This is a genomic window from Polynucleobacter sp. 15G-AUS-farblos (assembly GCF_018882445.1).
Taxonomy (GTDB): domain Bacteria; phylum Pseudomonadota; class Gammaproteobacteria; order Burkholderiales; family Burkholderiaceae; genus Polynucleobacter.
In genome coordinates this window covers 340579-366302 of the sequence record NZ_JACVOM010000002.1, presented here as the reverse complement: position 1 = coordinate 366302, position 25724 = coordinate 340579, and the positions used below count along the sequence as shown (strand labels likewise).

General features: G+C 46.6%; 25 protein-coding genes and 1 tRNA gene. 11 read left to right on the top strand and 15 right to left on the bottom strand.

Going from position 1 to position 25724, the window contains the following annotated elements; all coding sequences use genetic code 11:
• The 3 genes from ICN41_RS05120 to ICN41_RS05110 form a co-directional block, all read left to right on the top strand.
• Positions 1-302 (top strand): hypothetical protein (locus ICN41_RS05120; protein WP_216291729.1); only part of this gene is annotated, 302 nt, incomplete at its 5' end.
• A 63-nt stretch (positions 303-365) separates the two neighbouring features.
• Positions 366-848 carry a helix-turn-helix transcriptional regulator gene (locus tag ICN41_RS05115; RefSeq protein ID WP_216291728.1) on the top strand — a complete coding sequence of 161 codons (483 nt, stop codon included), beginning with the start codon at positions 366-368 and terminating at the stop codon, positions 846-848.
• A gap of 3 nt (positions 849-851) precedes the next feature.
• Positions 852-1526, top strand: a complete 675-nt coding sequence (locus ICN41_RS05110; protein WP_216291727.1) for a nucleotidyl transferase AbiEii/AbiGii toxin family protein — start codon at positions 852-854, stop codon at positions 1524-1526.
• A 90-nt stretch (positions 1527-1616) separates the two neighbouring features.
• Here ICN41_RS05110 and ICN41_RS05105 read toward each other — a convergent pair whose 3' ends face one another.
• The 6 genes from ICN41_RS05105 to tsaE form a co-directional block, all read right to left on the bottom strand.
• Positions 1617-1847 carry a hypothetical protein gene (locus ICN41_RS05105; RefSeq protein WP_216291726.1) on the bottom strand — a complete coding sequence of 77 codons (231 nt, stop codon included), beginning with the start codon at positions 1845-1847 and terminating at the stop codon, positions 1617-1619.
• Positions 1834-2163, bottom strand: coding sequence for a hypothetical protein (locus tag ICN41_RS05100; protein ID WP_216291725.1), 330 nt, complete (start codon positions 2161-2163; stop codon positions 1834-1836). The genes ICN41_RS05105 and ICN41_RS05100 overlap by 14 nt, the downstream gene beginning before the upstream one ends.
• The gene (locus ICN41_RS05095; protein ID WP_216291724.1) at positions 2141-2431 is read right to left on the bottom strand and encodes a hypothetical protein; all 291 of its coding nucleotides are present in this window, start codon (positions 2429-2431) and stop codon (positions 2141-2143) included. Before ICN41_RS05095 ends, ICN41_RS05100 begins: the two co-directional genes overlap by 23 nt.
• A 159-nt stretch (positions 2432-2590) precedes the next feature.
• Positions 2591-2666 (bottom strand) — tRNA-Lys (locus ICN41_RS05090).
• A gap of 87 nt (positions 2667-2753) precedes the next feature.
• Positions 2754-4109: an N-acetylmuramoyl-L-alanine amidase gene (locus ICN41_RS05085; protein ID WP_216291723.1), complete on the bottom strand. Its 1356-nt coding sequence runs from the start codon at positions 4107-4109 to the stop codon at positions 2754-2756.
• 3 nt (positions 4110-4112) lie between these two features.
• Positions 4113-4634: a tRNA (adenosine(37)-N6)-threonylcarbamoyltransferase complex ATPase subunit type 1 TsaE gene (gene tsaE, locus ICN41_RS05080; protein WP_216291722.1), complete on the bottom strand. Its 522-nt coding sequence runs from the start codon at positions 4632-4634 to the stop codon at positions 4113-4115.
• A gap of 43 nt (positions 4635-4677) precedes the next feature.
• Between tsaE and queG the strand changes: the two genes are divergently transcribed.
• Genes queG through ICN41_RS05065 form a run of 3 tightly spaced genes read left to right on the top strand, consistent with a single transcriptional unit; the run spans position 4678 to position 6952 of the window.
• Positions 4678-5781, top strand: coding sequence for a tRNA epoxyqueuosine(34) reductase QueG (gene queG / locus ICN41_RS05075; RefSeq protein WP_216291721.1), 1104 nt, complete (start codon positions 4678-4680; stop codon positions 5779-5781).
• Between the two features lie 33 nt (positions 5782-5814).
• Entirely contained in the window at positions 5815-6600 is a 786-nt protein-coding gene (locus tag ICN41_RS05070; protein ID WP_216291720.1) for an AzlC family ABC transporter permease, read from the top strand.
• Between the two features lie 7 nt (positions 6601-6607).
• Positions 6608-6952, top strand: coding sequence for an AzlD domain-containing protein (locus ICN41_RS05065; protein ID WP_255537901.1), 345 nt, complete (start codon positions 6608-6610; stop codon positions 6950-6952).
• Positions 6953-6964: 12 nt separating this feature from the next.
• Here the strand turns inward: ICN41_RS05065 and ICN41_RS05060 are convergent, their stop codons facing one another.
• Positions 6965-10057 (bottom strand): FAD-binding and (Fe-S)-binding domain-containing protein, encoded by a 3093-nt coding sequence (locus ICN41_RS05060; RefSeq protein WP_216291719.1) that lies wholly within the window; start codon positions 10055-10057, stop codon positions 6965-6967.
• Positions 10054-10752 carry a GntR family transcriptional regulator gene (locus tag ICN41_RS05055; protein WP_216291718.1) on the bottom strand — a complete coding sequence of 233 codons (699 nt, stop codon included), beginning with the start codon at positions 10750-10752 and terminating at the stop codon, positions 10054-10056. The genes ICN41_RS05060 and ICN41_RS05055 overlap by 4 nt, the downstream gene beginning before the upstream one ends.
• A gap of 177 nt (positions 10753-10929) precedes the next feature.
• Here ICN41_RS05055 and ICN41_RS05050 point away from each other — a divergent pair, with 177 nt between their 5' ends.
• The 3 genes from ICN41_RS05050 (at position 10930) to ICN41_RS05040 (ending at position 14118) form a co-directional block, all read left to right on the top strand.
• Complete coding sequence (locus tag ICN41_RS05050) at positions 10930-12114, top strand: alanine--glyoxylate aminotransferase family protein (RefSeq protein WP_216291717.1); 1185 nt, start codon at positions 10930-10932, stop codon at positions 12112-12114.
• 99 nt (positions 12115-12213) lie between these two features.
• Positions 12214-12621 carry a heme-binding protein gene (locus ICN41_RS05045; protein WP_216291716.1) on the top strand — a complete coding sequence of 136 codons (408 nt, stop codon included), beginning with the start codon at positions 12214-12216 and terminating at the stop codon, positions 12619-12621.
• 6 nt (positions 12622-12627) lie between these two features.
• On the top strand, positions 12628-14118 hold the full coding sequence (locus ICN41_RS05040) for a DEAD/DEAH box helicase (protein WP_216291715.1): 1491 nt from the start codon (positions 12628-12630) through the stop codon (positions 14116-14118).
• A gap of 17 nt (positions 14119-14135) precedes the next feature.
• Here ICN41_RS05040 and gluQRS read toward each other — a convergent pair whose 3' ends face one another.
• A complete protein-coding gene (gene gluQRS / locus ICN41_RS05035) occupies positions 14136-15080 on the bottom strand; it encodes a tRNA glutamyl-Q(34) synthetase GluQRS (RefSeq protein ID WP_370629093.1) in 945 nt (314 codons plus the stop codon).
• A gap of 15 nt (positions 15081-15095) precedes the next feature.
• Between gluQRS and dnaE the strand changes: the two genes are divergently transcribed.
• Positions 15096-18713, top strand: a complete 3618-nt coding sequence (gene dnaE, locus ICN41_RS05030) for a DNA polymerase III subunit alpha (RefSeq protein ID WP_216291713.1) — start codon at positions 15096-15098, stop codon at positions 18711-18713.
• A 7-nt stretch (positions 18714-18720) separates the two neighbouring features.
• On the opposite strand, the gene ICN41_RS05025 is transcribed toward dnaE, so the two are convergent.
• The 3 genes from ICN41_RS05025 to ICN41_RS05015 are packed head-to-tail and all read right to left on the bottom strand — an operon-like array spanning position 18721 to position 21417.
• Positions 18721-19869 (bottom strand): glycosyltransferase family 9 protein, encoded by a 1149-nt coding sequence (locus ICN41_RS05025; RefSeq protein ID WP_216291712.1) that lies wholly within the window; start codon positions 19867-19869, stop codon positions 18721-18723.
• A gap of 10 nt (positions 19870-19879) precedes the next feature.
• The gene (locus ICN41_RS05020; protein ID WP_216291711.1) at positions 19880-20659 is read right to left on the bottom strand and encodes a glycosyltransferase family 2 protein; all 780 of its coding nucleotides are present in this window, start codon (positions 20657-20659) and stop codon (positions 19880-19882) included.
• Complete coding sequence (locus ICN41_RS05015) at positions 20656-21417, bottom strand: glycosyltransferase family 2 protein (RefSeq protein ID WP_216291710.1); 762 nt, start codon at positions 21415-21417, stop codon at positions 20656-20658. The genes ICN41_RS05020 and ICN41_RS05015 overlap by 4 nt, the downstream gene beginning before the upstream one ends.
• Before the next feature lie 10 nt (positions 21418-21427).
• Here ICN41_RS05015 and msbA point away from each other — a divergent pair, with 10 nt between their 5' ends.
• Positions 21428-23191, top strand: a complete 1764-nt coding sequence (gene msbA / locus ICN41_RS05010) for a lipid A export permease/ATP-binding protein MsbA (protein ID WP_216291709.1) — start codon at positions 21428-21430, stop codon at positions 23189-23191.
• Here msbA and rng read toward each other — a convergent pair.
• From rng to rlmH, 3 genes are read right to left on the bottom strand one after another with little or no spacing between them, the layout of a single operon-like run.
• Entirely contained in the window at positions 23188-24651 is a 1464-nt protein-coding gene (gene rng / locus ICN41_RS05005) for a ribonuclease G (protein ID WP_216291708.1), read from the bottom strand. The genes msbA and rng overlap by 4 nt on opposite strands.
• Positions 24648-25274: a Maf family nucleotide pyrophosphatase gene (locus tag ICN41_RS05000; protein ID WP_216291707.1), complete on the bottom strand. Its 627-nt coding sequence runs from the start codon at positions 25272-25274 to the stop codon at positions 24648-24650. Before ICN41_RS05000 ends, rng begins: the two co-directional genes overlap by 4 nt.
• Entirely contained in the window at positions 25267-25710 is a 444-nt protein-coding gene (rlmH, locus tag ICN41_RS04995; RefSeq protein WP_216291706.1) for a 23S rRNA (pseudouridine(1915)-N(3))-methyltransferase RlmH, read from the bottom strand. Before rlmH ends, ICN41_RS05000 begins: the two co-directional genes overlap by 8 nt.
• Between the last annotated feature and the right edge of the window lie 14 nt (positions 25711-25724).

Genomic DNA, 25724 nt, shown 5'->3' with positions numbered 1-25724 from the left:
GATATGGAGTCTTCGCGGGTACAAGCCCTAGAAAATCCATTTGGTCCCAAAGTATTGGGGATGTGATTGGTAAAGGTGAAAACCATGTGGTCGGTACCGGACGTAAAGCATGTGTCCGGTACGTACCTTGTATAACTGGTGGGTCGGGCGAGATTCGAACTCGCGACCAACGGATTAAAAGAAGTCGTTCCTCTTCAAAACCCTATATAGCGTATGGCCCTGAGCGACCAAAAAATGAGTGTGCGATTGAATTTTTTTGGTGCATAGCTCTAAATCTCGTTTTTACATCAAGTCTCGGGTAATAGTAGATCAACCCCAATAAATAATTGTGTAATATATTACACAATTTATGCTATAGTGCACATATGAACTTACGCGAAATTGGTCTCAAAGTCGGGCAGCGTCGTACCGATCTGGGCTTATCCCAGGAGCGGTTGGCAAAACTATGCGGACTATCAAGGTCAACTATCCATCATCTAGAGAAAGGTAGTTTGAATGATTTGGGCGCAGCTAAATTACTGTCCTTGTTATCACTCCTAGGGCTAGATGTAATTACACAAGAGCACAGCAAAAAGCATCATGGCTTAGATATGGCCAGTATGACAGCCAGCGTTAGTTATAAGACTAAATTACAAAGTAGTGATTTATCTCATTCGTTGGCCTGTGGAGATCTGCCTGAAAGTATTTATCCTCATGTGGCAACGCTATTGGATGAGGCGCCACTAGAAATTATTGTGTCTGCGGTTGAGGAGGCTGCCAAAAATAATCACGTTGCACCCAAAGTGATTTGGAAGAATATTAATCGGTGGGCGCATGAGATGCATTCTCTCAGATCGGCTTGGACTTAATTCATGAATAATATTATTGAACGTGAACTTCCTGAAGGGGTGTGGAGAGATTTACTTCCGCATGCGCTTTCTATTATTGATGATATTAAAAATCACGGAACGCCCGATCCATTTTGGACTTTTGGTGGCGGCACGGTATTAATGTTTCGTTATCAGCATCGGCTTAGTAAGGATATTGATATCTTTGTTCCAGATCCACAGTACTTAGGTTTTGTCACGCCACGCTTAAGTGATGTAGCTGCAGCCGTTAGCACAGACTACGTTGAAGATCAGAGCTCTTACGTGAAGTTAATTCGTCCAGAAGGGGAAATCGATTTTGTGGCATCCCAAAATCTCACTGATACACCTTTTGAAATATGGAATATTGGTGGCCAGCAGATTCGGGTAGAAACTGCTGCAGAGATTGTGGCAAAGAAATTGTGGTACCGAGGTGACAGGGCTACTGCACGTGATTTATTTGATCTGTCATTAATAATTGAGCGAGAACCCGAAGCCTTAGAAAAAGCTGCCAAATTCTTGCGAAAGAATGCTGAGCCATTTATTAGTCAGATATCGAGTAGGGCGGCAGTATTAAAAGTGCAGTTCGCTGAGATTGATATCTTGAATTACAGGCCAAGCTATGACGAGGCAGCGCAGAGGGCAGTCACATTCCTAAGTCACTTAAGTAAGAGTGATTGATGGATACACAGGTAATAAAAAAGCCCTGCAGAGCAAGGCTTAGTAATACTTGGTGGGTCGGGCGAGATTCGAACTCGCGACCAACGGTGTTTAGGCCGTAAGTTGGCGCTGTTTAATCAGCTCAGCAGCTGTGATCCGAACAATCTTGCCATCAACAGTAGTTACGATTGCTGTATTAGTTTGGATTGCCAAGTCAATTGCTGCTTGACCAGCGCGTTGCATAGCGTAGTAGGAACCAGCGATATCGGGATCTGAGGAATTGCGTATATCTTTGCTTGGGGTGGCCGCAGAGCGCTCCTTTAGAGGATTATTTTTTTCCATAAGCCGCATCATGATCTGGTTGAATCAATAAGACCCTCAAAAAGTGATCTTCTCTAAAGCCAATCCCACGAATCGACTTACTCACTCTAAACGAATAAAGTACTTGAATCCCTTTAGGCGCTTGAATACTATGAATCTTTTCCCATCTCAAACCCTTGTCACGATAGACTTGGTCCCAAGTTAATTGCATGATTTTCTCAAAAGTAGCAATTGCTTTTTCTTGTTCAATGAGCTCAAGGTTATTCCAAGCGGATTGAAAGGTTGGGCTATTAAGATCCAGTTCAACTAATAACTCAGGCTTTACGTTTCGCGCCATGAGTCTTAGCCATTTTTAATTTAGAGAGATCGGTTGCTTTTGCAGGTGTTTTTTGTGCCCAAGCTAAGGCAGCGGTTAAATTCTTTTTAACCGCAGGTGTATGTATCCATTTTTCATTATCTGGAACAACAGTAGCAGTACGAATAACCCAAACACCAGGCTCTGGATTTTCAACTAAAACCTGACGACCTGCATGCTCTTTACCAAGTGAGATCTGCCCACTGGATCCAATGGATTTAATAACCTGATGATCTATCACTGAGCCCATGGTATTCTCCTATTTTCATGCTGCATGAATGCATTATAGCATGAATTTAATAAAATAATACTGATTAGAACGAAGACTCGAGGGTTGAATTGGGAGGCAGATAGACGTTGTATTTGCTGGCGAAAAAGCCCCTGAATCTGCATTCAAGGGCTTTATTTTTGGTGGGTCGGGCGAGATTCGAACTCGCGACCAACGGATTAAAAGTCCGCTGCTCTACCGACTGAGCTACCGACCCAGTTAAGCCATAAATTATAGCAAGAAGTTTGGGGGTGCTCCTAGGGTCTGCAGGGTCCACCCCACAAGCCTTGTAGATACATGTTCGTTATGAATTCGTGCGTCTTGCTACGGGTGGGTTTTTGGAAAAATACTCCTTAATTCCTCTCAAAATCGCCTCAGCAATCCGATCCTGATAGTTCTCATCATTCAACCTGGCTTCTTCTTGGGGGTTGCTGATAAAGGCTGTTTCTACCAGGATAGAAGGGATGTCTGGAGCCTTCAATACTGCAAAACTGGCTTGCTCTACTTTTCCTTTATGTAAGGGTGCAAAACCGCCAATTTGTTTCAGAATGGAATTACCCACTTGTAAAGAGTCTTTGATCTGGGCAGTGGTCGACATATCCAGGAGTAAGTTAGCCACTTGCTGATCTTTGGTCTTGATATTGATTCCACCAATCAGATCAGAGGCATTTTCTTTATTGGCCATCCAACGCGCCATAGAGCTACTGGCTCCTAGCTGAGAGAGTGCAAATACCGATGCTCCTTTGGCATGTGGCTGGATAAATGCATCTGCATGAATCGACACAAAGAGATCTGCCTCAACCCGTCTGGCTTTTTGTACTCTGACATTGAGAGGTACGAAGTAATCGCCATCACGCGTTAAGAAAGGGCGCATATAGGCTTCACCTTCAATCTTATCGCGTAGTCGTTTAGCAATAGAGAGCACCACATTCTTTTCTTTAGATCCCATGGCACCAATTGCCCCTGGATCTTCACCGCCATGGCCTGGATCAATCGCAATCGTAATCAAGCGTTTGTACTTGGCAGGTGCTGGCGCTTCTTTTACTTCTGGTATTGCTTGGGCTACTGGTGCTGCTGGTGCTGCTGGCGTCACTGCCTTTGGAATATCTTTTTTTGCAGCAAACTGGGCAATCAGATCAATCTCTTCATTGGACTTTGCTAAAGCAGTTTCTTTGCGAGCACTACTCTTAACCAATTCCATTAGAGGATCAGGTGGTGTAGTGGGGTACAAATCAAAGACCATGCGATAGTTGTATTCAGCTACGGGGTCTAGTGTGAAGAGTTGAGGCTTAATCGGTTCTTTTAAATCAAATACCAAACGCACAATGCCTGGCTGAAATTGGCCTACGCGTATCTGCGATACATAAGGATCATTGGGCTTGACCTTTGCTACGAGATCTCTGAGTGTGGGATTGAGTTCTAGACCTTGGACGTCGACTACCAGGCGATCGGGATTGGTCAAGATCTGCTGAGTAATCGGTAGCGGCTTATCTGACTCTAAAGTAATGCGGGTGTAATCCTCTGATGGCCAGACACGAACACCTAGTATCTTGGCACCCCAAGCAATCTCCATCTCACCAAGCAGCAAGACAAAACTAAACAACTTCGCTGAAGTTTTGAGATGCTTTCTTTTGGAGGGATTAAATGGGGGACTACGCATGGATTACTTTTGGCCGTTGTTGAGGGCTTGAAGAACGTTCATTCCGTTTGCTGCTTTGGCCTCAATCAGAATATGACGTTCATTTTCTTCAGCACCAGCTGATAATTGGATCAGCATGTCAAACGGGGGTAGAGTGCCCTCGGCTTTTTCTGGCCATTCAATTAAACAAAATCCTGGTGCATCAAAATATTCACCAAATCCGGCCTCTTGCCATTCCAGTGGATCTTTCATGCGATAGAGATCAAAGTGGTAGGCAGTGATTTCTTGATCATTGAGTTGTAGAGGATAGGGTTCGCAAAGGGTATAGGTAGGGCTCTTTACTTTGCCCTCATGTCCCATGCCCTGAATCAGATATCGGGCAAAGGTCGTTTTGCCCGCTCCCAAATCACCTTCTAGTGCGATATTGAGATGGGTCCTGGGCTTCTGAAGGTATTGACTAAGGCTGGCGGCAAGCTTTTGGGCGAGGGATGCCGTTTCTGCTTCCTGCCTACAATATTGCTCAATAGATGCCTGTGTTTTACCCATTACGCTAGTTTATTCAATTATTGAGCTACATTCTGTATTCACTATGACTTTTAATACTTCCCCTTCTTCTGTAGAAGAGCCCAATCTACGCAATTGGCTTGGGGAAGAGGCTGCGAAATTGGGCTTTGATCAATTGCGCATCACGGATACCTATTTAGGTTCTGCAAATGAGCGTCTGCAGGAATGGTTGGCCGAAGGGCGTCATGGGGCAATGGAGTATATGGAGCGCCATGCCGAATTACGTTCAGATCCGCAGCTCTTAGTGCCGGGTACTGTTCGGGTCATCTGTGTATCCATGAGTTACTTATTGCCTGAAGGTGACTTTGATAGAGAGTGGCAGCGTCTTGAAGAACCTACTCAGGCTGTTGTTTCTCTATATGCCAGAGGGCGCGATTATCACAAGGTCTTGCGTCAACGCTTGCAAGAGTTTGCGACCTTAGTTGAAAACAAAATTGGTCGTTTTGGATATCGCGTCTTTACCGATTCAGCGCCGCTGATGGAAGTGGAGTTAGCACGTAAGGCAGGCTTAGGTTGGCGCGGCAAACACACGCTATTGCTAAATCGTAATTACGGTTCGATGTTTTTCTTAGGTGAGATATTGGTGGATATGCCCTTGCCGCTCGATGAAGAGCAAGAAGAGCATTGCGGCACTTGCCAGGCTTGTATGGATGTGTGTCCTACACAGGCGATTACTGCCCCTTATCAATTAGACGCACGTCGCTGCATTTCTTATCTCACGATTGAAAACCCTGGAGAGATTCCAGTAGAGTTTCGACGTGCCATGGGAAATCGCATCTATGGATGCGATGACTGTCAATTGATTTGCCCTTGGAATAAATTTGCGAAGCGTACGCTGTTATCGGATTTTGCTGAACGTCATGGTTTAGGTCATGCTACTTTATTGCAGCTTTGGTCTTGGTCTGAATCCGATTTTGATAAGCGTCATGAAGGTAGTGCTATTCGTCGAATTGGTTATCTACGCTGGCGGCGAAACTTAGCAGTAGCGATGGGTAATGCGCTAGCAAGTCCTGAACTCCCAGAATCAGAAAAAGACTTGATACGCCAAGCTCTTCAAGATGCTTTGCCATCTGCTCAGCCTCTCGTGGCCGAGCATATTGAGTGGGCCATATCTGCTGCCCATTCTTGAGCGGTTAATTGCACCTGCTTTTACAATACAGCTATGTCAAAAGCTGATCAGCCTTATATCGATCCCAGTGAAATTCCTCTAGAGGGATCAGCGGCTGAGCGCTTTAAAAATCGCAGCGATGCATTTTGGTCTGGTATACGCGATGCTGCAGGTGCGCCTGCAATGGTACTTTTTGCTGGCATGGTGGGTTTTGGTGCCATGGGCCGCACCAACGGAGTCGATGGTTGGTTTACGACACTCAGTAGTCTTCTGATGTTTGCCTTGCCGGGGCAGGTAGTTTTAATGGAGATGGTGATTACGGGCTCCTCTGTTCTGGCTATTGCCCTCGCCGTGACCTTAACCTCTACTCGTTTTGTCACGATGACGGTGACACTCTTTCCTCAGTTGCATGAGAAAGATCGCAATCGCAATCTATATGCATCAGTCCATTTATTGGCAATGACCGCTTGGGCTGTATCGATGAAAGAGTTTTCATCGATTGAAGCTAAACACCGTTTAAGTTATTTCGTAGGACTGGGTTTATTGTGTTGGCTGATCTCAGTACCAGGCACCATCTTGGGTTATTTCTTAGCAGGCTTGGTTCCTGCTCCAGTAACCTTGGGCCTCGTCTTTATTAATCCACTCTTTTTCTTATTGACCTTTACAGAAGTCAAACCCTGGATCAACCGCATCGCTATTGGCTTAGGTTGCGTGCTCGCTCCTGCATTTACCATCATGGATCGCGACTCTAGCTTGCTCACAACGGGCTTAGTCGCAGGCACGATTGCTTACTTGATTGATCGTAAGTGGATTCGGAAGAGATCAGGGCTCATTGGGTGATTACTGAATGATGAACGCTTCTCTAGAGGGCTGGGGATTATGGCTTGCACTGGCTGGTGCTTGCTTGGGTACCTACATCTGTCGTGCGATTGGCGTCATGCTGTCTGGACGTATTAATCAAGATAGCGAAATCTTTCGTTTGCTATCAGCAATTACTTATGCGATGGTCGCTGCCTTGACGGTCCGTTTGATTTTATTTCCAATTGGACTCATGGCAACCGTACCAGCCTGGATTCGGGTGCTGATTTGTGTACTCAGTATTGGTGTGATGGTATCTAAACCCACCAAGCGCTTAGTGCCTGCTCTATTAACTGGCACACTCCTCATGGTGGGTTACGGCATCGTCCGTTAATTCATTCTTTCTTCAGAGATGAGCCGCGAGGATTCTGGCGATGTGAACCGCTTCTCTTTGAGTGCCATCGGCAATTTGATGGCGACAACTAGTGCCATCAGCTACTACCCAGCTATTTGGTGTTTTGCGAATTGCAGGCAATAGACTGGCTTCAGCCATTTGCTTTGATACCTCAATATGCTCTGCCTCGTAACCAAAGCTACCTGCCATGCCGCAGCAGGAAGATTCAATTAGTTTGGGTTCTGCATTTGGAATCAGCTTGAGTAGCTCCATTGCAGGCGTTGCTGCTGCAAAAGACTTTTGATGGCAATGCCCATGAAAGAGCACAGGCTTACTAGCGGCTTTGAGATTGAGTTGCAGTTTTCCTACTTTCACTTCATTAGCTAAGAATTCTTCTAAGAGCTGTGCTTGTTTGCTAACGCTGACAGCGCGTTCGCCAAAGCCCATCACTAGCGCTTCATCCTTAAGAGTAAACAAGCAAGAAGGCTCGAGCCCAATAATCGGAATATGTTTCTCAGCATAGGGCGCGAGGTGATTGACTAATTCGCCGAGGGTTTCTTTTGCTTTATCCACCATGCCAGCAGCTAAGTAGGTGCGGCCACAGCAAAACTCTTTTGAGCAAGTGTTTCTAGCCCCATTGTTTACTTGATCAGTCTTGGCTTTGCTTTGGTTCTTGTGTGGAATATGTACTTGATACCCAGCGGCTTGCAATACTTGCAGGGCAGCCTTGAGATTCTCATCTTCAAAGTAGGCATTAAATGTATCAGCAAGTAGGACAATGCCTTTGCCTGATGTACTACTTAACTGCTCAGGGCTAAATTGATGGGAGCTAATGGATTGTTTATCGCTCCAAAAGGTTTTGCTCTTCCAAATCGGCAAACTTCTTTGCGCAGAAATACCCATAAGCCATTCTTGTAACTTCGCAACGGGCGCGATGTGATTACGAAGGTTCAGAATTGTTGGTAGTAAAGGGATGCTGCTAATGATAGAGGCGTACTTTGGTAAATAGGCTACCGCCAGATCTCTTAAAGAATGACCCGTCCGCTTTTTGTAGGCAGATAAGAACTCAATCTTCATCTTGGCCATATCAACACCAGTAGGGCACTCACGTCGACAGGCTTTGCAGCTTACACACAATTCCATCACTTCTTTAATGGCATCGCTTGCTAGGGGAGAGGTACCTTCTTTGACATCCAATTGATTGGATAGCGCTAGGCGTAAGGTATTGGCTCGTCCACGGGTCAGGTGTTTCTCATCCCGAGTAACACGATAGCTGGGGCACATCACTTCAGCATCAAACTTACGACAGTGACCATTGTTATTGCACATCTCCACCGCTTTGGCCAAGCCCATGGCAGGATCGCCACCGGTGCCTGGTGCAGTCGTTTCTTCTGTAACCGGATCGTTCTGTACATTCCAGGCAGACCAATCAAGCGCAGGTTGGAGTGGAATGACTTTATAGCTTGGTGGAAAACGGAAGTTACTGACATCATCCATCTTGGGTGGATTGACGATCTTCCCTGGGTTAAATAATCCCTTTGGATCAAACGCGTGTTTAATTTCTGCGAGGGCTTCGGTAATCTTCGGGCCAAATTGCCAAGAGATCCATTCACCACGGCATAGACCATCGCCGTGCTCACCGCTATATGCCCCTTTGTATTTGCGTACTAATTCAGAGGCTTCTTCTGCAACTGCACGCATCTTCTGCGCGCCATCTCTACGCATATCCAAAATAGGGCGTACATGTAAAGTTCCTACAGAAGCGTGGGCATACCAAGTACCACGGGATCCATATTTAGAGAAAACCTCCGTGAGTGCTTGGGTATAGTCAGCCAAACTCTCTAGAGGAACGGCGCAGTCTTCGATAAAGCTAACCGGTTTACCGTCACCCTTCAGACTCATCATGATGTTGAGCCCGGCTTTGCGTACTTCCCATAAATTCTTTTGCAAGCTGGCGTCTGGCATGCTCACCACAGTGCCAGGTAGACCTAAATCACCCATGAGTTCTTGAAGTGCTTTGAGTTTCTCCAAGAGCGGCGCTTGTGATTCTCCAGAAAACTCCACCAATAAAATTGCTTCTGGAGTTTGTGCACGTGGATCAATCAATGCCGTTTCAATAGTCTTTTTGAAACTGGGGTTACTGCGGGCCAAATCAATCATGGTGCGATCAACCAGCTCAACCGCAGTAGGGCCGAGTTTCACAATATGTTGTGCACTATCCATTGCCTTATAAAAGCTAGCAAAGTTCACAATGCCCAATACTTTGTGACCTGCGAGTGGAGAGAGCTTCAGTTTGAGAGACTTAAAGTAGGCCAGCGTACCCTCGCTACCAACCAAGAGGTGCGCTAGATTAACGCTGCCATCTTGGGTATAGGGCAACTCACTTTGAGGATGAAAGATGTCGAGGTTATATCCTGCCACTCGTCTAAGCACTTTCGGAAAGCGCTCTTCAATTTCGGGTTGCAGGGTATTGGCTAGACTCTTTACATAATCACCCAATTGTTTGGCAACACCAGAACTATTGGCGTAATTAGCAAATTGACCAATTTGGCCGTTAGCTAGCCAAGCATCAATTCCCAAAACGTTATGCACCATATTGCCGTAGGCAATAGAGCGACTTCCGCAAGAATTGTTTCCAGCCATGCCACCAATCGTGGCTTGACCGCCAGTGGAGACATCGACTGGATACCAAAGACCATGTTGCTTAAGTTGGGCATTTAAGTGGTCCAGCACAATGCCAGGTTCAACTTCGACATAGCCTTGATCTACATTGAGATCCAAAATGTTTCTAAAGTATTTGCTGTTATCAATCACCAGTGCAGTACCAGTGGTCTGGCCGCATTGACTTGTGCCACCACCTCTTGGTAATACAGGCACTTGCAGATCAGCTGCAATCTGAATCGCAGTCGCAATATCTTCCGCAGTCTTTGGTACCAATACCGCAACCGGCATAGCTTGATAAATTGAGGCATCGGTTGCATAGCGACCACGACTGGCAATATCAGTCATGACTTCACCAGATGTTTCTTGGCGTAAGCGCTTCGCTAATAGCGCTTGATCCACCATGACATCTTTGAGGATATTGAGATCAACGGGCTTGTTCATAATGGGCTTGCTTGTGTATTAACTTGTGTGTTGGCTTCGGTTTTCAGTAGTTGCACTACGACATCACGCTTATTGGTGACATGGGTCATCATGACTTTGCGCATCCGGGTGCTATCACGTGCTTTGAGGGCGTCTAACATCTCTTGATGTTCTTCTACTGCCTTTTCCCATTTGACGCCGTCTTGATTAGAGCGAAAGCGCAATGCTTCGATGCGCGCATTGACTTGAGAGAATAGGGTTGCTAAGACCGGGTTATTGGCTGCTTGATTAATCAGTCGATGAATACGGAGATTGAGTTTGTAATAACTCGATAAATCTCTTCTCGCGTAAGAGGCCATCATTTCATATTGAAGGGCTTCTAATTCAGAGAGGGTACTGTCATTAATATTTTTTGCTGCTAATTCACCTGAGTAGCCTTCTAGTTCTGCGATGACATCAAAGGTGTGAATGACATCTTCAATGCTGAGTTGAACTGCAATAGCACCACGATTGGCAATCAGCTCTACCAAGCCATCGGCCGCTAATCTGCGAATCGCTTCCCGAATTGGGGTGCGAGATACATTGAGACTCTCAGCGAGCTCACGTTCATTTAATTTGCTGCCAGGGGCAATCTTTCCTTCCACTAATAATGACTTAAGGGTCTGGAAAGTTGCTTCATGCAAATTTTGTGAGCTGGGCTGTTCTATGAGGGTCATGCTGATGCCTTAATTTGTATACAAAATAATGATAAGGCATCGCAAATCATAAATAAACCCCTATTTAGGCTTTATTTTGAGGTATTTAAATAGACTTTTTGCATACAAAATGGAAAATCCGCAAAAATTACCGTACACTAATGCCACTATTAACCCAACAACTCAGTGAGACAAAACATGCTGAAACTTGATAACCATTCGTCTGGCCGCCATTTTTTACACATCCCTGGACCGAGTCCAGTGCCATCACGCGTTTTGCGTGCCATTAGCTATCAGACCATCGACCATCGTGGTCCCGAGTTCGGTGCTTTTGGTTTGAGGGTGCTCGAAGGCGTTAAAAAGATTTTTAAGACCGAGCAACCAGTCATCATTTATTCAGCATCAGGAACGGGTTCATGGGAAGGCGCATTAGTTAACGTCATGAATCCTGGCGATAAGGTTCTTTTTTACGAGACTGGCCACTTCGCCGCTTTGTGGAAAGCGCTTGCAGCCAAAATTGGTTTGCAGGTTGAGGTGGTTGGTAAGGTTGGTGAAGATACATGGCGTTGGGGTATTGATGCTTCCGTCATTGAAGAGCGTTTACGTAAAGATACTCAACACGAAATCAAAGCGGTATGCGTTGTTCATAACGAGACCTCAACCGGCATGACATCGAATATTGCCGCTGTTCGAAAAGCAATTGATGCAGCTAAGCATCCTGCATTGTTAATCGTTGATAGCGTGTCTGGTATAGGTTCGGCGGACTATGAGCATGATAAGTGGGGTGTTGATGTCACGGTTGCAGGCTCACAAAAAGGCTTGATGTTGCCGCCAGGAATTGGATTTAATGCGCTTTCCCCTAAAGCAATTGAGGTGAGCAAGCACAGCAAGATTCCAAAAGCGTATTTAGCTTGGGATGAAATCTTAGAGTCCAACAAAAATGGCTATTGGCCAACCACGCCTAGTACCAATTTAATGTACGGCTTGCATGAGGCAATGGATATGATGATGAATGAAGGCTTGGATACTATTTTTGCCCGTCATCAACGTTTGGGTGAAGCATGTCGTCGTGCAGTTGCAGCGTGGGGACTAGAAAACCAGTGTCAAGATTCCAGTGCCTATTCTCCAGTGTTAACTGCCGCACGAGTTCCCGAGGGAATGGATGCGGACCTGGTGCGCAAACATGCTTTGGAGAAATTTAATCTCTCATTGGGTACAGGTCTAGGTAAGCTTAAAGGGAAGATTTTCCGTATCGGCCATCTGGGCGACTGTAATGAGTTGAGCTTGATGGCTGCCCTGAGTGGGGTAGAAATGAGCTTGGGTGCGATGGGCTACAAGCCAAAGGAAAGTGGTGTTGTAGCTGCTCAGGAGTTCTTAAAGTAAGAACTTGACCCTGCTTATCAGCCAATAACCCTATACCCCTTATAATTGCTGCACTTTTATTGCATTTACTGAAACATATTCGAGGCAGAAAGAATCACCATGTTAGCTACTAAACCCTACCTTACTCAATCTGACGCACAAAAGATTTTGGATGCTGCAAATAAGCATGCTGAAGCAAATAATTGGGCAGTGACCATTGCTGTTTGTGATGAAGGCGGCCATATGATTGGTTTGATTCGTCGTGATGGTTGCGCACCATTGTCTGCGTACATCGCACAAGAAAAAGCACGTACCGCTGCAATGGGTAAGCGCGAGACGCGTGTGTACGAAGAAATTATTAACAACGGTCGTCATGCATTCTTATCTGCTCCTCATGTCTCAGGCATGTTGGAAGGTGGTGTCAATATCGAAGTAAATGGTCATACCATCGGCGCAGTCGGCGTTTCCGGCGTTAAATCGGCTGAGGATGCTGCCACTGCTAAGGCTGGCATTGCGGCCATTCTGTAAGTTACCTTGACAAATACTGCTACTGAAATAATTTCTTCTACGGGGGCTGGTGACGTTGCCGCCCCTAATGACACTCCTGCAGCGATAGACACTCCTGCAGCGATAGACACTCCTGTAGCGATAGACACTCCTGTAGCGACAATCACTTTTGCTGATTTTGGTTTAGATCCCCTGATTCAAAAGGCGGTATCTGAACAGGGATACACCATTCCTACGCCCATTCAGGCGCAATCGATTCCACATGTATTAGCTGGCACTGACTTGATGGGTGCCGCACAAACGGGTACTGGTAAAACAGCCGCGTTTGTATTGCCTATCATCCAAAAGATTCTGCGTCATGCTAGCAATAGCGCATCACCAGCGCGCCATCCTATTCGGGCTTTAGTGCTGACCCCAACGCGTGAGTTGGCAGTGCAAGTAGCCGAGAATGCTGCAAGCTATTCCAAGCACACCGATTTACGTACTGCTGTGGTCTACGGCGGCGTGGACATGAAAGAGCAGGTCGCTTTACTGCGCAATGGCGTAGAGATTTTGATTGCTACCCCAGGACGCTTGTTAGACCACATTGGATCCAAAGTTGCCAATCTATCTCAGGTGGAATTATTGGTATTGGATGAAGCTGATCGCATGCTGGATATGGGCTTCTTGCCAGACCTGCAACGCATCATTAATTTAATTCCTGCGCAAAGACAAACCTTGTTGTTTTCAGCAACCTTTTCACCAGAAATTAAAAAGCTGGCGCAAAGTTATTTGCGTACGCCAGTCACTGTCGAAGTGGCACGGCAGAATGCGGCTGCTGATACCGTAAAGCAAGTCGTGCACATGGTGTCATCCAGCGATAAACAGCGCGCTATTGTGAGTGTGCTCGAGTCTCGTACTCGCCAAGGTTTATCACGCCAATGCATCATCTTTACTAATAGTCGTTTAGGCTGCGCGAAGTTGGCTCGTGCTCTAGAGCGTGATGGTATTAAAGCGGGCGCGATTCATGGCGATAAGAGCCAAGGTGAGCGTACTCTCACTTTAGATGCTTTTAAGTCAGGCGCAATTGAAGTCTTAGTGGCGACTGATGTGGCAGCGCGTGGTTTGGATATTCCAGATATGCCATGTGTGATTAATCATGAACTACCGTATAACGCAGAAGACTTTATTCACCGTATTGGTAGAACAGGTCGCGCAGGTAGCAAAGGCGATGCGATTGCATTGGTTGATGCGAGTGAAAAGCGCTTACTCGACGATATTGAAAAGTTGATGAAGCGCAAGTTGGATGTGAAGCCTTTGCCTGAAACTGCTGCAGCTCCAAGTAGATCTAGCAGCCATTCTAGTGCTCCAGCAAAAATGTCAGATCCGTTTTTCTATAAGCCTTATGAGCCAGCTGCGCCTAAGGATGCAGATTCAAGTACTAGCAATACAACTGCTACTCCTGAAGTTAAAAAAGTGGGCATTGTTCCTGCTAAGCCAGCGGTTGGTGCTTTGCTTGGCGGCTTTAAGAAAAAATAACTCATTCAGCTATAAACTCAGTAATCAACTTCCCAAGCTTGAGTGGCTGCCAGTAGCCACTCGCTGATGGTGATGTTCTCTCCATCAGGTAGATCTTTTAATCCCAAATGTTTTCCTGCCTTGCGTAATTCTGCAAGCGCTTCTTTTGCTGTCTGCGTCTGAATCTGCGTAGCTAAGGTTTGCTTGCTGAGTTTTTCTCCATGCTCATCTAGCACTAGTGGCAAATGTCGATAGGAAGGCGTCTTGAATCCCAAGACGTTTTGTATATGCATTTGTCTAGCGGTATTACTCAGTAAATCAGCTCCTCGAACAATATGGGTAATGCCTTGTAGGGCATCATCTACCACCACTGCGAGTTGATAAGTAAATAATCCATCATTGCGACGTAGAACAAAATCGCCCACCTCTTGAGTGAGGTTTTGTTTTTGAGACCCCAGGGCTAAATCTTCAAAAGTGATTTCGCAGTTGGGGGGTAGAGCAAGTCGCCAAGCAAGCTGCGTATTTTCAAGTTCGTTCGATGAGTAGGATTTCAGTTGCGCCGGTCTGCAAGTTCCGGGATAGATCATTTCTTGATTACGCCCTGTCTGAATACCTCTTTGCGCCAGGGTTTGTGCAATGGTTTGTCTGGAGCAGGAGCAGGGGTAGAGTAATTGAAGTGTATTGAGCGCTTCCAAGGCCTTTTGATAGCCATCCTGACGCTCAGATTGCCAACTAGACTCCTCATCCCAGTTAAGGCCGCATGCCAGCAGCTGAGCCTGGATTTGCTGGTCTGCCCCAGGGATGCATCTAGGGGTGTCTAAATCCTCGATTCTGAGTAGCCATCGACCACCATTTTTACGGGCATCTAGCCAGGATCCTAGGGCTGCTACTAGCGATCCAGCGTGCAGTGGTCCGGTCGGCGAGGGGGCAAATCGCCCGCGGTAGCCGACTGGTTGGGATGGAGGGTTTTTGAGCTTGGACACAGCTAAAATCATCTCATGGCTTCACCCCGTTTTGTACATCTTCGCCTTCATTCCGAGTTTTCGATTACGGATGGGGTCGTGCGCATTGATGATGTGGTGGCTGCTGCCGCCAAAGACGAGATGGGCGCGCTGGCTCTTACTGATTTAAGCAATTTATTTGGTTTAGTCCGCTTTTATACGGCTGCTCGTTCTGGTGGCATCAAGCCCATTGCTGGTGCAGATGTCTGGATCAGCAATCCTCAGGAACCAGACCAACCCCATCGTTTATTACTCTTGGTACAGAACCACTCTGGTTACTTAAATCTCTGTCAGTTACTGAGTAGGGCATCTTTAGATAATCAAACACGTGGCCGAGCAGAAGTTGATATGGCCTGGTTTAGTGAGCCTGCTGCCAAAGCAGAAGATAAAGCAGCGAAGCGTACTTTGGCATTTGGATTAATTGCGCTTTCTGGTGGGCGCATTGGAGAGGTCGGTGCTGCGCTATTGGCAGGTCAAGATGATCAGGCCAAGCAAGCGGCAAAACGCCTAAGTAAACTTTTTCCCCAATCGTTTTATATCGAAGTGCAGCGTGGCGGACATCCTCAAGATGAAAAATACATTCAGTTAGCTTGCCATTTAGCGAGCGAACTAGATTTGCCGGTGGTGGCAACCCATCCCGTGCAGTTCATGCAAAAGAGCGATTTCACGGCCCATGAAGCCCGGGTATGTATTGCAGAGGGTGAGCTATTAGGCAATCCGCGTCGTCAAAAGAAATTTAATGATGAGCAATATTTCTTATCTCAAGAAGAGATGGAAAAGCGCTTTGCTGATTTACCGGTGGCTTTAGCAAATTCTGTTGAGATTGCCAAACGTTGCAATCTGTCTTTGGTATTGGGTCAACCTCGTTTGCCCGATTTTCCAGTGCCTCAGGGTATTACTCTGGATGAATATTTATTGGCGCAATCAGAAGTAGGATTGAAGCGCCACATGGAACGTAATTTCCCGGATCCAGAAGAGCGCGCTAAAGAAGAGCAGCGTTATCACGATCGTCTCGTCTTTGAAGTGAAGACGATTTCGCAAATGGGCTTTCCTGGCTACTTCTTAATCGTGGCTGACTTCATTAACTGGGCAAAAAATAATGGTGTGCCAGTGGGCCCTGGTCGTGGATCTGGTGCGGGTTCTTTAGTGGCTTACTCATTAGGTATTACCGATCTAGACCCATTGCGCTACAACTTACTCTTTGAGCGCTTCTTAAATCCAGAGCGGGTATCGATGCCCGACTTCGATATTGACTTTTGCCAACATGGGCGCGATCGCGTCATTCAATACGTTAAAGATAAGTATGGCAAAGATGCGGTAAGTCAGATTGCTACCTTTGGCACGATGGCTGCGAGAGCGGCGATTCGGGATGTTGGACGCGTGCTTGAGCAAGGCTATAACTTCGTTGATGGTATTGCTAAGCTAGTTCCGAATAAGCCAGGTCAATACATGACTATTGATATGGCGAAGAAAGAAGAAAAGCAATTAGCTGAGCGCGAGAAAAATGAAGATGAAGTGCGTCAGTTACTTTCTCTGGCTGAGCAATTAGAGGGCATGACCCGTAACGTTGGTATGCATGCTGGTGGTGTCTTGATTGCACCAGGTCGCCTCACCGATTTTTGCCCACTCTATACCCAAGAAACTAAAGATCAAGACAGTAGCTCAGTCATCAGTCAGTTTGACAAGGATGATGTGGAAGCGATTGGCTTGGTGAAATTCGACTTCTTAGGTTTAACTACCCTCACTATCTTGGCTGCTGCTGAGCGCTGGATCAAAGCCTTGCATGCAGATCGTCGTGATTGGAATATTGGTGAGATAGAGCTCGATGACGAGAAGGCATTTGATGTTTTAAAGAGAGCTAATACCGTCGCCGTGTTCCAGCTAGAAAGTCGCGGCATGCAAGGCATGCTACGTGAGGCAAAACCCGACCGCTTTGAAGACATCATTGCGCTTGTAGCTTTGTATCGCCCTGGTCCAATGGATTTGATCCCAGACTTTATTGAGCGTAAGCATGGACGTCAAAAAGTAGAGTACCCAGATCCTCGTATTGAGCCCGTCTTACGTGAAACCTACGGGATCATGGTGTATCAGGAGCAGGTGATGCAGATGGCCCAAATGATTGGCGGTTACTCATTGGGTGGCGCTGACATGTTGCGTCGTGCGATGGGTAAGAAAAAGCCAGAAGAAATGGCGCAGCATCGCAAGATCTTTAGTGATGGTGCTAAAGCGGGCGGTATTACCGAAGCTAAAGCAAACGAGATCTATGACTTGATGGAGCGTTTTGCGGGCTATGGATTTAATAAATCCCATGCTGCTGCTTACGCACTCTTGGCTTATCAGACTGCTTGGCTAAAAGCCTACTACCCAGCTGAATTTATGGCGGCCAACTTATCACTCGCCATGGATGACACCGATAAGGTGAAGATTTTGTATGACGATTGCTTAGCCAATCAGATTCGGGTGTTCTCACCTGATATTAATACTGGGGTATACGAGTTCACACCTCTACGCGCCCCTGATGCAGCGCCCGATTCGCCGATCAGTCATATTCGTTATGGTCTTGGTGCGGTTCGTGGAACGGGTGAAGCGGCGATTGAGTCTATTGTTAAGGCTCGCGAAACTGGTGGACCATTTAAAGATCTATTTGATTTTTGTGCACGAGTCGATCGCAGGCAAGTCAATCGTAGGGCGATCGAGGCTTTGATGCGCGCAGGTGCATTTGATAGTCTCTATCGTGATAGCGTCGCTGCTGGCGGCAATCTCTACGACATTCGTTCTACGCTCTTGGCTTCCTTAGCCAGAGCAATTGAAGCTGCAGAGCAAGCGGAAGCATCGATTCATCAAGTGAGCTTGTTTGAGATGGCCGGTGAAGAAAATCGTCATCTGCCCGAGCTGGTGCGTGAGCCAATCTGGTCTGAGAAAAAACGCCTTCAAGAAGAAAAGACCGCACTGGGTCTTTGCTTAACAGGGCATATGTTTGATGCCTACCGTGATGAGACTGCGCACTTTATTCGTCAGCCGCTATCGAAGATTAGTGAGGGTAAGGACCAGCTGATCGCTGGCATCATTACCTCTGCTCGCATGCTGACCGGTCAACGGGGTCGCATGATGATCGCTACGATTGATGATGGCACAGCGGCACTTGAGATCACGCTTTACAGCGAAGTGTATGAGCCGAACCGCTCTTGGCTTAAGGAAGATGAGCTCTTGGTCGCAAAGGTCAATGTCACACCAGATAAGTTCTCAGGCGGTATGCGTATTGTTTCTGAAGCGGTAATGGATATTACTGGTGCGCGGATGCGTTTTGCCCGTAACGTGCATGTATGCATCGATAACGCAATTGATCTGAAAATGCTGCGCTCCCAAATTAATCCTTATCTCATGTCCAATCGAGTGCGCGACCCAAAATTAGGACCCGCTAATCCTCCCGCTGCCGGCTCGAATGATTCGGTAAAGGGGCTGATGTTGACTGCTGCTGTTACTACGAGTGGCGGCGCGTGCTTAATGCAGTTCCCTGAAGAGTTACGCATCTATCCTGACGATGCTTGTCTTCATAGCTTGGGCCAGATCTTGGCATCTAAGCAACAGAATCCGGTACAGGTTCAGTACCTCTAATCCCGTTTTATTTTTGAAGTACTTGCCTAGCCGCGTCAATCACTTGACTGGGTTCAAGTAGATCTAGGCACTCACTATTGCTGTCTGCGCGATCTTGGCAACCTGCTTTACGGCAGGGAACACATTCGCCGGGACCTTGCAGGATCGTGATACAGCCTACGGTTTGTGTACGAGCGCGCAGTTGATAGGGTTGATCACCAATAAATCCATTAGGCCAGGGGCCAAAATTGGTGGGTGGGGTGGCACCAAATAAGGTAATTGTTGGAGTATTGCAGGCAGCGGCTAAATGGGTGATGGATGTATCAACGCCGATATAGAGCGCTGCGCCGCGCAGCAAGGTGCCTGCCTGTGGAATGGATAACTTACCAGCCGTATCAATCACCTGCTTACGAGTGTCCTCATCTAATAAAGAAAGAATATCGTGATTGAGTTGTAAATCTTGTTTGGCTGGTGAGGCACTTAAGACGACTTGCATACCCTCTTGCACCAGCCACTCAATGAGTTTTTGCCAATAGGCGAGAGGCCAACGTTTATAAGCTGTTAAAGGGCCAGGATGGAGGACTGCATAGGGTTGGTTTAATTGATTGGCAATGAGCGGTGTTAATGGTTCACCTACAGGAGGCGTCACTGAAATCGCTTCTTTAAACAGATCGTTCGGATTTCTGAAGAACACCTCTAGCAAGCGTAATTTCTCTGCAATGACATGTTGCGCAAAGTAATCCACGGTCACGTTATGCATGGAAATGAATTTCTTCCAAGCATTTTGCTTTTCAGTCTTACTGCTGCCTTTGCCGTCCTTCCCTTGCGGATGACCACCCAATACACCAACCCGCCTAAGGGCAGCAACTAAACCATAGAGGTAGGCACGATCACTAGGTTGGGTAACGATAGCCAAATCATAGCGTTGAAACAGGCGGTTAAAGAGGGAAAGGTATTCACCAAAGCCAGGTCGATCAGAAGTCTCAATGATTTCGGCAATATCGGGATTGCCTTTGAGCATGTCTAACTTGCCGCGATAGCCCAGAAAATGAAACTCTGCATCGGGCCACAATTCACGGGCTTTGCTAATGAGCGGAGTTGTTACCAAGACATCCCCAATTTGCCGAGTGGCAATAAACAATACTTTTTTAGGCTTGAGGGTTGAGAATTGAGTCATGGCCTGTAATTTACATTGCTTTGGCTTGAATCATGGCGCGCACTCTGCGGGCATTTTCTTCAGCATTGCTTTGATCATGAATTTTGTGAAAGAGGTGAAAGACCTCTGTAGACCAAGAACCCGATTTACGTTTGATGTGATGGCGCTGTAATCGAAAGACAAAATCCGCATCTTCATGACCCCAGCCAGTCATGCTTTCATCAAAGCCATTGATCGCTTCAGCATCCGCTTTCCAGCAGGCCATATTGCAGCCTTTAATGCGGCGCCAAACAAATTTTTTGTAGTCACGCCAAGAGCCATTGCCCAATTTGATTTTTAAGGGCCAATATTTATTGATGCCACCACTCAAACGATAGCCCAGAAGATGCTTAGTAAAGACCTTGAAATCCCATTTAGGCCAGGTCAATAATTGTTTGGTAAGGCTTTCATCTAAAAGTACCCGACTACCTGTTACGAGATAGCCTTGTTCGGCTAGGGCGCGATGAAGTGCCACAAAATCAGGCTGAACAATGCAATCGCCATCTAAAAATACTAAATAGTTGCCATGTGCAGCAGCGATGGCTTGATTCAGAATTTGGGTTTTCCGAAATCCCTGATCTTCTTGCCACAGATGGGTAATGGATATGGGATGGAGTACTTTAATACTTTCGATCAGAGCGCGAGTATCTTCTGTAGAGCCATCATCAGCAATGATGATTTCAAAATCGCGATCAGTTTGAGTGGCAAGGGATTCTAGGCAGAGTTTGAGTGCTTGTGGCCAGTTATAGGTAGCCAGCAAAATCGAAATCATTTACCCGCGTCCTGATTGAGTTGCCACAATTTCATATAGCGATAGTAAGTGCCCTGCCCATTGGAGATGGCTAAGGCAAATCCTTGTGGGCCATCCAAGAATCCAGCGCGCAAAATATAGGTGCGCACAAATGCCCATAAGCCATGCAGAACAGCTTTAAGGGGGCTGCTGGTTTTGCCTTTAGCAAATGCTTGTGCTGCTGATGCAGTGGAATAGCGATTGAGCTTATCAAGCACTTGGGCGTAATTCATGAAGCTGTAGTGCAGCATAGGATTTTCTAATTTAGCTACGGCGCCATTTGGAATCAGGCGCTCATGAACTAGATCATCCGAGAAACGGGCGGTGCCCCGTTTAAATAGGCGGTCAACATAATCCGGACTCCAGCCAGAGTGGCGAATGAAGCGGCCACAATACCAAGATAGGCGGGGAATCGCAAAACAATCCACCTGTGCCGAATGGTTGATGGCAGTCAAAATTTCAGATTTGAGAGCTGGCGTCAGTCTTTCATCGGCATCAAGGGAAAGTACCCAGTCACAGGTCGCCAAGTCTAGAGCGCGGTTCTTTTGGGGGCCAAAACCAGGCCAATCTGAGGGGTAGGCCATCAGCGCACCATAACGATTGGCGATCTCTAGGGTCCGATCCGTACTATTGGAATCGACCACTACGATCTGCTGGGCAATCCCGTCCAGGGAGGCCAAACAATCGTCCAAATTGGACTCTTCATTGCGAGTGATGAGTATGACTGATAAGGTGGGCATAATTCATTATATGAATGCTCAAGACCGGACTACCCTAAATCGCTTAATTCAGTATCTCAAGCCCCATATTAGGCTAATTATTGGCTCTTTATTGGCCATGGCTATTGTGGCTGCATCGGAGACATCTATCCCAGCCCTGATGAAGCCATTGCTAGATAGGGGCTTTACCGGTGAGCTGAATAACAAGCTCTGGCAGGTACCTGTTTTCTTGGTCGGTTTAGCGGTGATTCGCAGCTTGGCACAGTTTTTCTCGAATTATTTGCTGACCCGCGTTATTAACTCTGTACTCCTGAAATTGCGCGAGCAAATGTTCCATACATTACTACGTGCGCGGACGGTGTTCTTTCAGCAGAATTCCGCTTCCCATTTAATTAATGCAGTGGTATTTGAGGTCAATAACATCCTCACCATTATGGGTGGTATGTTAATTAGTCTTGTCAGGGACTCATTAACTGTCATTGGTTTAATTGGTTATCTGATTTATTTAAATTGGCAACTGACATTATTGGTGTTGGTGATTTTCCCAATTATTGCCTTCATCATGAGCAAGATTAATCGTCGCTTGCGCGCACTGAATCGTGAGCAACAAACATTGACGAGTGAGTTAGCTTATATCGTTGAAGAGTCAGTCGCAGGTCATAAGATTGTTAAGGTACATGGCGCTGAGTCATATGAGATGCAGCGCTTTATGGAAAAAGCACAACGCTTGCGTCAGTTTGCGCTTAAATCTGCAGTGGCTGGTGGTCTCAATCAACCGATTACCCAACTCATTGCCTCGATGGCTTTATCCGTCGTGTTGGTGATTGCCTTGATGCAGTCTGCTACCCAAGGCACAACGGTAGGGGGCTTTGCTGCTTTCATTACCGCCATGATGTTGGTGATTTCCCCTTTAAAGCATTTAGCAGATATCAATCAACCCTTGCAGCGTGGCTTGACTGCTGCAGAAATGATCTTTGCCTTAATGGATCAGCCCTTTGAAGAGGATGAAGATCGCAAACTGAATATGAAATCCCTAGATAAAGCGAAGGGTGGCATTCGGTTTGAAGATGTGGGATTTTCATATCAGCAAGAAGCGGGACGCCAAGATGCTTTACGTCATATCAATTTAAGTATTGCCCCAGGTGAAGTGGTCGCATTTGTTGGGCCATCAGGTGGGGGTAAATCGACCTTAGTCAATTTATTGCCCCGTTTCTTTAAGCCCAGCTCAGGCCATATTTATTTGGACGATATTCCCTTGGAAGATATTGTGCTGGCTGACGTGCGTAAACAAATCGCCTTTGTGAGCCAAGATGTCGTTTTATTTAATGACACGATTGCTGCCAACGTGGCTTATGGTGCATTTGATGAGGCTGGTATTGATCGGGCGCGGGTGTTGCAGGCATTAGAGGCAGCCAATCTGACTGCTCTCGTTAAAGAGTTGCCTGACGGCATTGATTCCTTGGTGGGTGATAACGGTAACCGCTTATCTGGGGGTCAACGTCAACGCTTAGCGATTGCGCGAGCTATTTATAAGAATGCCCCAATCTTGATTTTGGATGAGGCTACTTCTGCGCTCGATTCTGAGTCAGAGCGTCAGGTCCAAGATGCTTTAGACAGATTGATGGCAGGTAGAACCACTTTAGTGATTGCGCACCGCTTATCGACTATTGAGCATGCCAACCGAATCGTTGTTTTAGAGCATGGCCAAATTATTGAGAATGGCTCACACGAAGATCTGATTAAGCAAGATGGTATCTATGCCAGCTTGCACCGCATTCAGTTCTCTAATGGCTAACTCAGTACGATGTCGTACTGCTCCTGGCGGAAGCTGCCTTCTGCTTGGAGTGTGATGGGCTTGCCAATAAAGTCACCTAGCTGGGCTAAGAATTGATTTTCTTCTTCGAGGAAGAGGTCAATCACATCGGGTGCCGCTACGATACGGAACTCGCGAGGATTAAATTGGCGATGCTCACGAACGATCTCTCGCAAGATTTCATAGCAGACTGTTTGGGCTGTTTTCACTTCCCCTTTGCCCATGCAGATAGCACATGGCTCACAAGTAATGTGGGCTAAGGATTCGCGGGTACGCTTACGTGTCATTTCTACTAGACCTAAGGCCGAGAAATCGCTCACAGAAGTACGCGCATGATCACGCTCTAAATTGCGCTTGAGTTCATGTAATACTGATTCTTGATGGTCTTTGCCAATCATGTCGATGAAATCAATAATGATGATGCCGCCTAGATTACGTAGGCGCAATTGACGTGCAATGGCTTGCGCTGCTTCTAGATTGGTTTTAAAGACAGTGTCATCTAAATTACGGGCACCAACATAACTTCCCGTATTCACATCAATCGTTGTCATTGATTCAGTTTGGTCAATCATAAGATAACCACCAGACTTAAGGTCTACTCTACGACCTAAAGCTTTATTGATTTCTGCATCGACATCAAATAAATCAAAGAGCGCGCGCTCGCCGCGGTGCAGGGTGAGTTTGGAAAGTAAATTGGGCATATACAGATTGGCAAAGCCTTTGAGTTTCTCAAAGTTCTCTGCAGAATCTACCCGTATCTGGGTAGTTTCTTCGCCTGCCACATCTCTTAATACCCGCTCCGCTAAGCTGAGGTCTTGGTAAAGTAGGCTAGGGGCGGCATGGTGTTTCATGCCTTCACGAATATTTTCCCAGGTGGTTCTGAGGTAATGCATATCGTGTTGTAGTTCAGAGTCAGTTGCATCTTGAGCGCTGGTTCGGACGATGATGCCGCCTTTTTCATCGACTGCCATTAATCCTGCCAGACGGGTTTTGATTGCTTCACGTTCTTCTGGCTGATCAATGCGTTGGGATACGCCAATGTATTTCTCGGTTGCAACATCACTGCCGGCTGGAGGTAAATAAACCAAATTACGTCCAGCAATGCTGAGTTGAGTAGTTAAGCGTGCGCCCTTGGTTCCTAGGGGATCTTTTAGGACTTGCACTAAGACTGTCTGGCCTTCAAAGAGTAGTTTCTCAATTTGGGCATTCGGATTATTTTGGGTAATGTCGGCCACATGCATAAATGCCGTACGCTCAAGACCAATTTCAATAAAGGCGGATTGCATCCCGGGTAAGACACGAACTACTTTTGCTAAATAGATGTTGCCAACAATACCGCGTTGACGGGTACGTTCAATTTGCAGTTCTTGAACAGCGCCTTGCTGAATTAAGGCTACTCGCGTTTCTTGCGGTGTAATGTTGATGAGGATTTCTTCATTCATATACGGATGACTTGGGCGCGATCAAGAAGTTGGCTAGTTTCAAAAAGAGGTAATCCCATGATACCGCTATAACTGCCACGGATCGAGGGTATCAAGCTGCCTCCTAAGCCTTGAATGCCATAGGCGCCTGCTTTTCCAAAGGGTTCCTTACTGGCGATGTAGGCTGCAATCTGTTCTGAAGATAAAGAGGCAAATTCCACCTCAGACACTTGCACTAAGCAAATCGGCTCATCACTTGGTTTAATGGTGAGGGCGACCGCAGTGAGTACTTCATGGGTCTTGCCGCTCAGCATCGATAAAATGCGGGTGGCATCTGCTACATCCCTTGGCTTTCCCAAAATTTGACCATCTTGACTGTAGGGTAGGCTGACCGTAGTGTCAGCACACAAAATAGGAGCCCAAGGTAATCCCATTTTTTGCCAGCGAGCTAATGCAGCTTTGCACTTCGCAATCGTGACGCGCTCGACATAGGCACGTGCTTTTTCATGGGGAAAAGGAATCTCGATACTTTCGCTATCTTCGCTTGGATCTGGAGCTAACATTTCAAACCGAACACCAATCTGTTTTAAGAGTTCTTGGCGTCGCGGACTTTGAGAGGCTAAATAGATATAAGAATTACTCACGATGGTAGGGGTGACCTTGTAAGATAGTCCATGCACGATAGAGCTGCTCTACCAGCAATACTCTGGCCATAGCGTGAGGTAGAGTTAGGCTAGATAGCCTCCATAAGGCTTGCGCATTTTCTTTAAGACTGGCATCCAAGCCATCAGCCCCACCAATTAAAAAGGCAATATCAATGCCTTCCTGACGCCAGTTAGCTAATTGCGTAGCGAGTTGTTGGGTGGTTTGATCTTTGCCGCGCTCATCTAAGGCGATAACACGTGCACCTTTCGGAATGGCTGCTGCAATCTTGACGGCTTCTTTTGCAGGCGAGAGATCAGGTTTGATTTCTTTAATGTCGATGCTGCAATCAGCCGGCATGCGCTTGATGTAATCCTGAGTTGCCATAGCAACCCAATCAGGCATCTTATGACCAACTGAAATAATCGTTAAGCGCATGGCAACATGCAGTG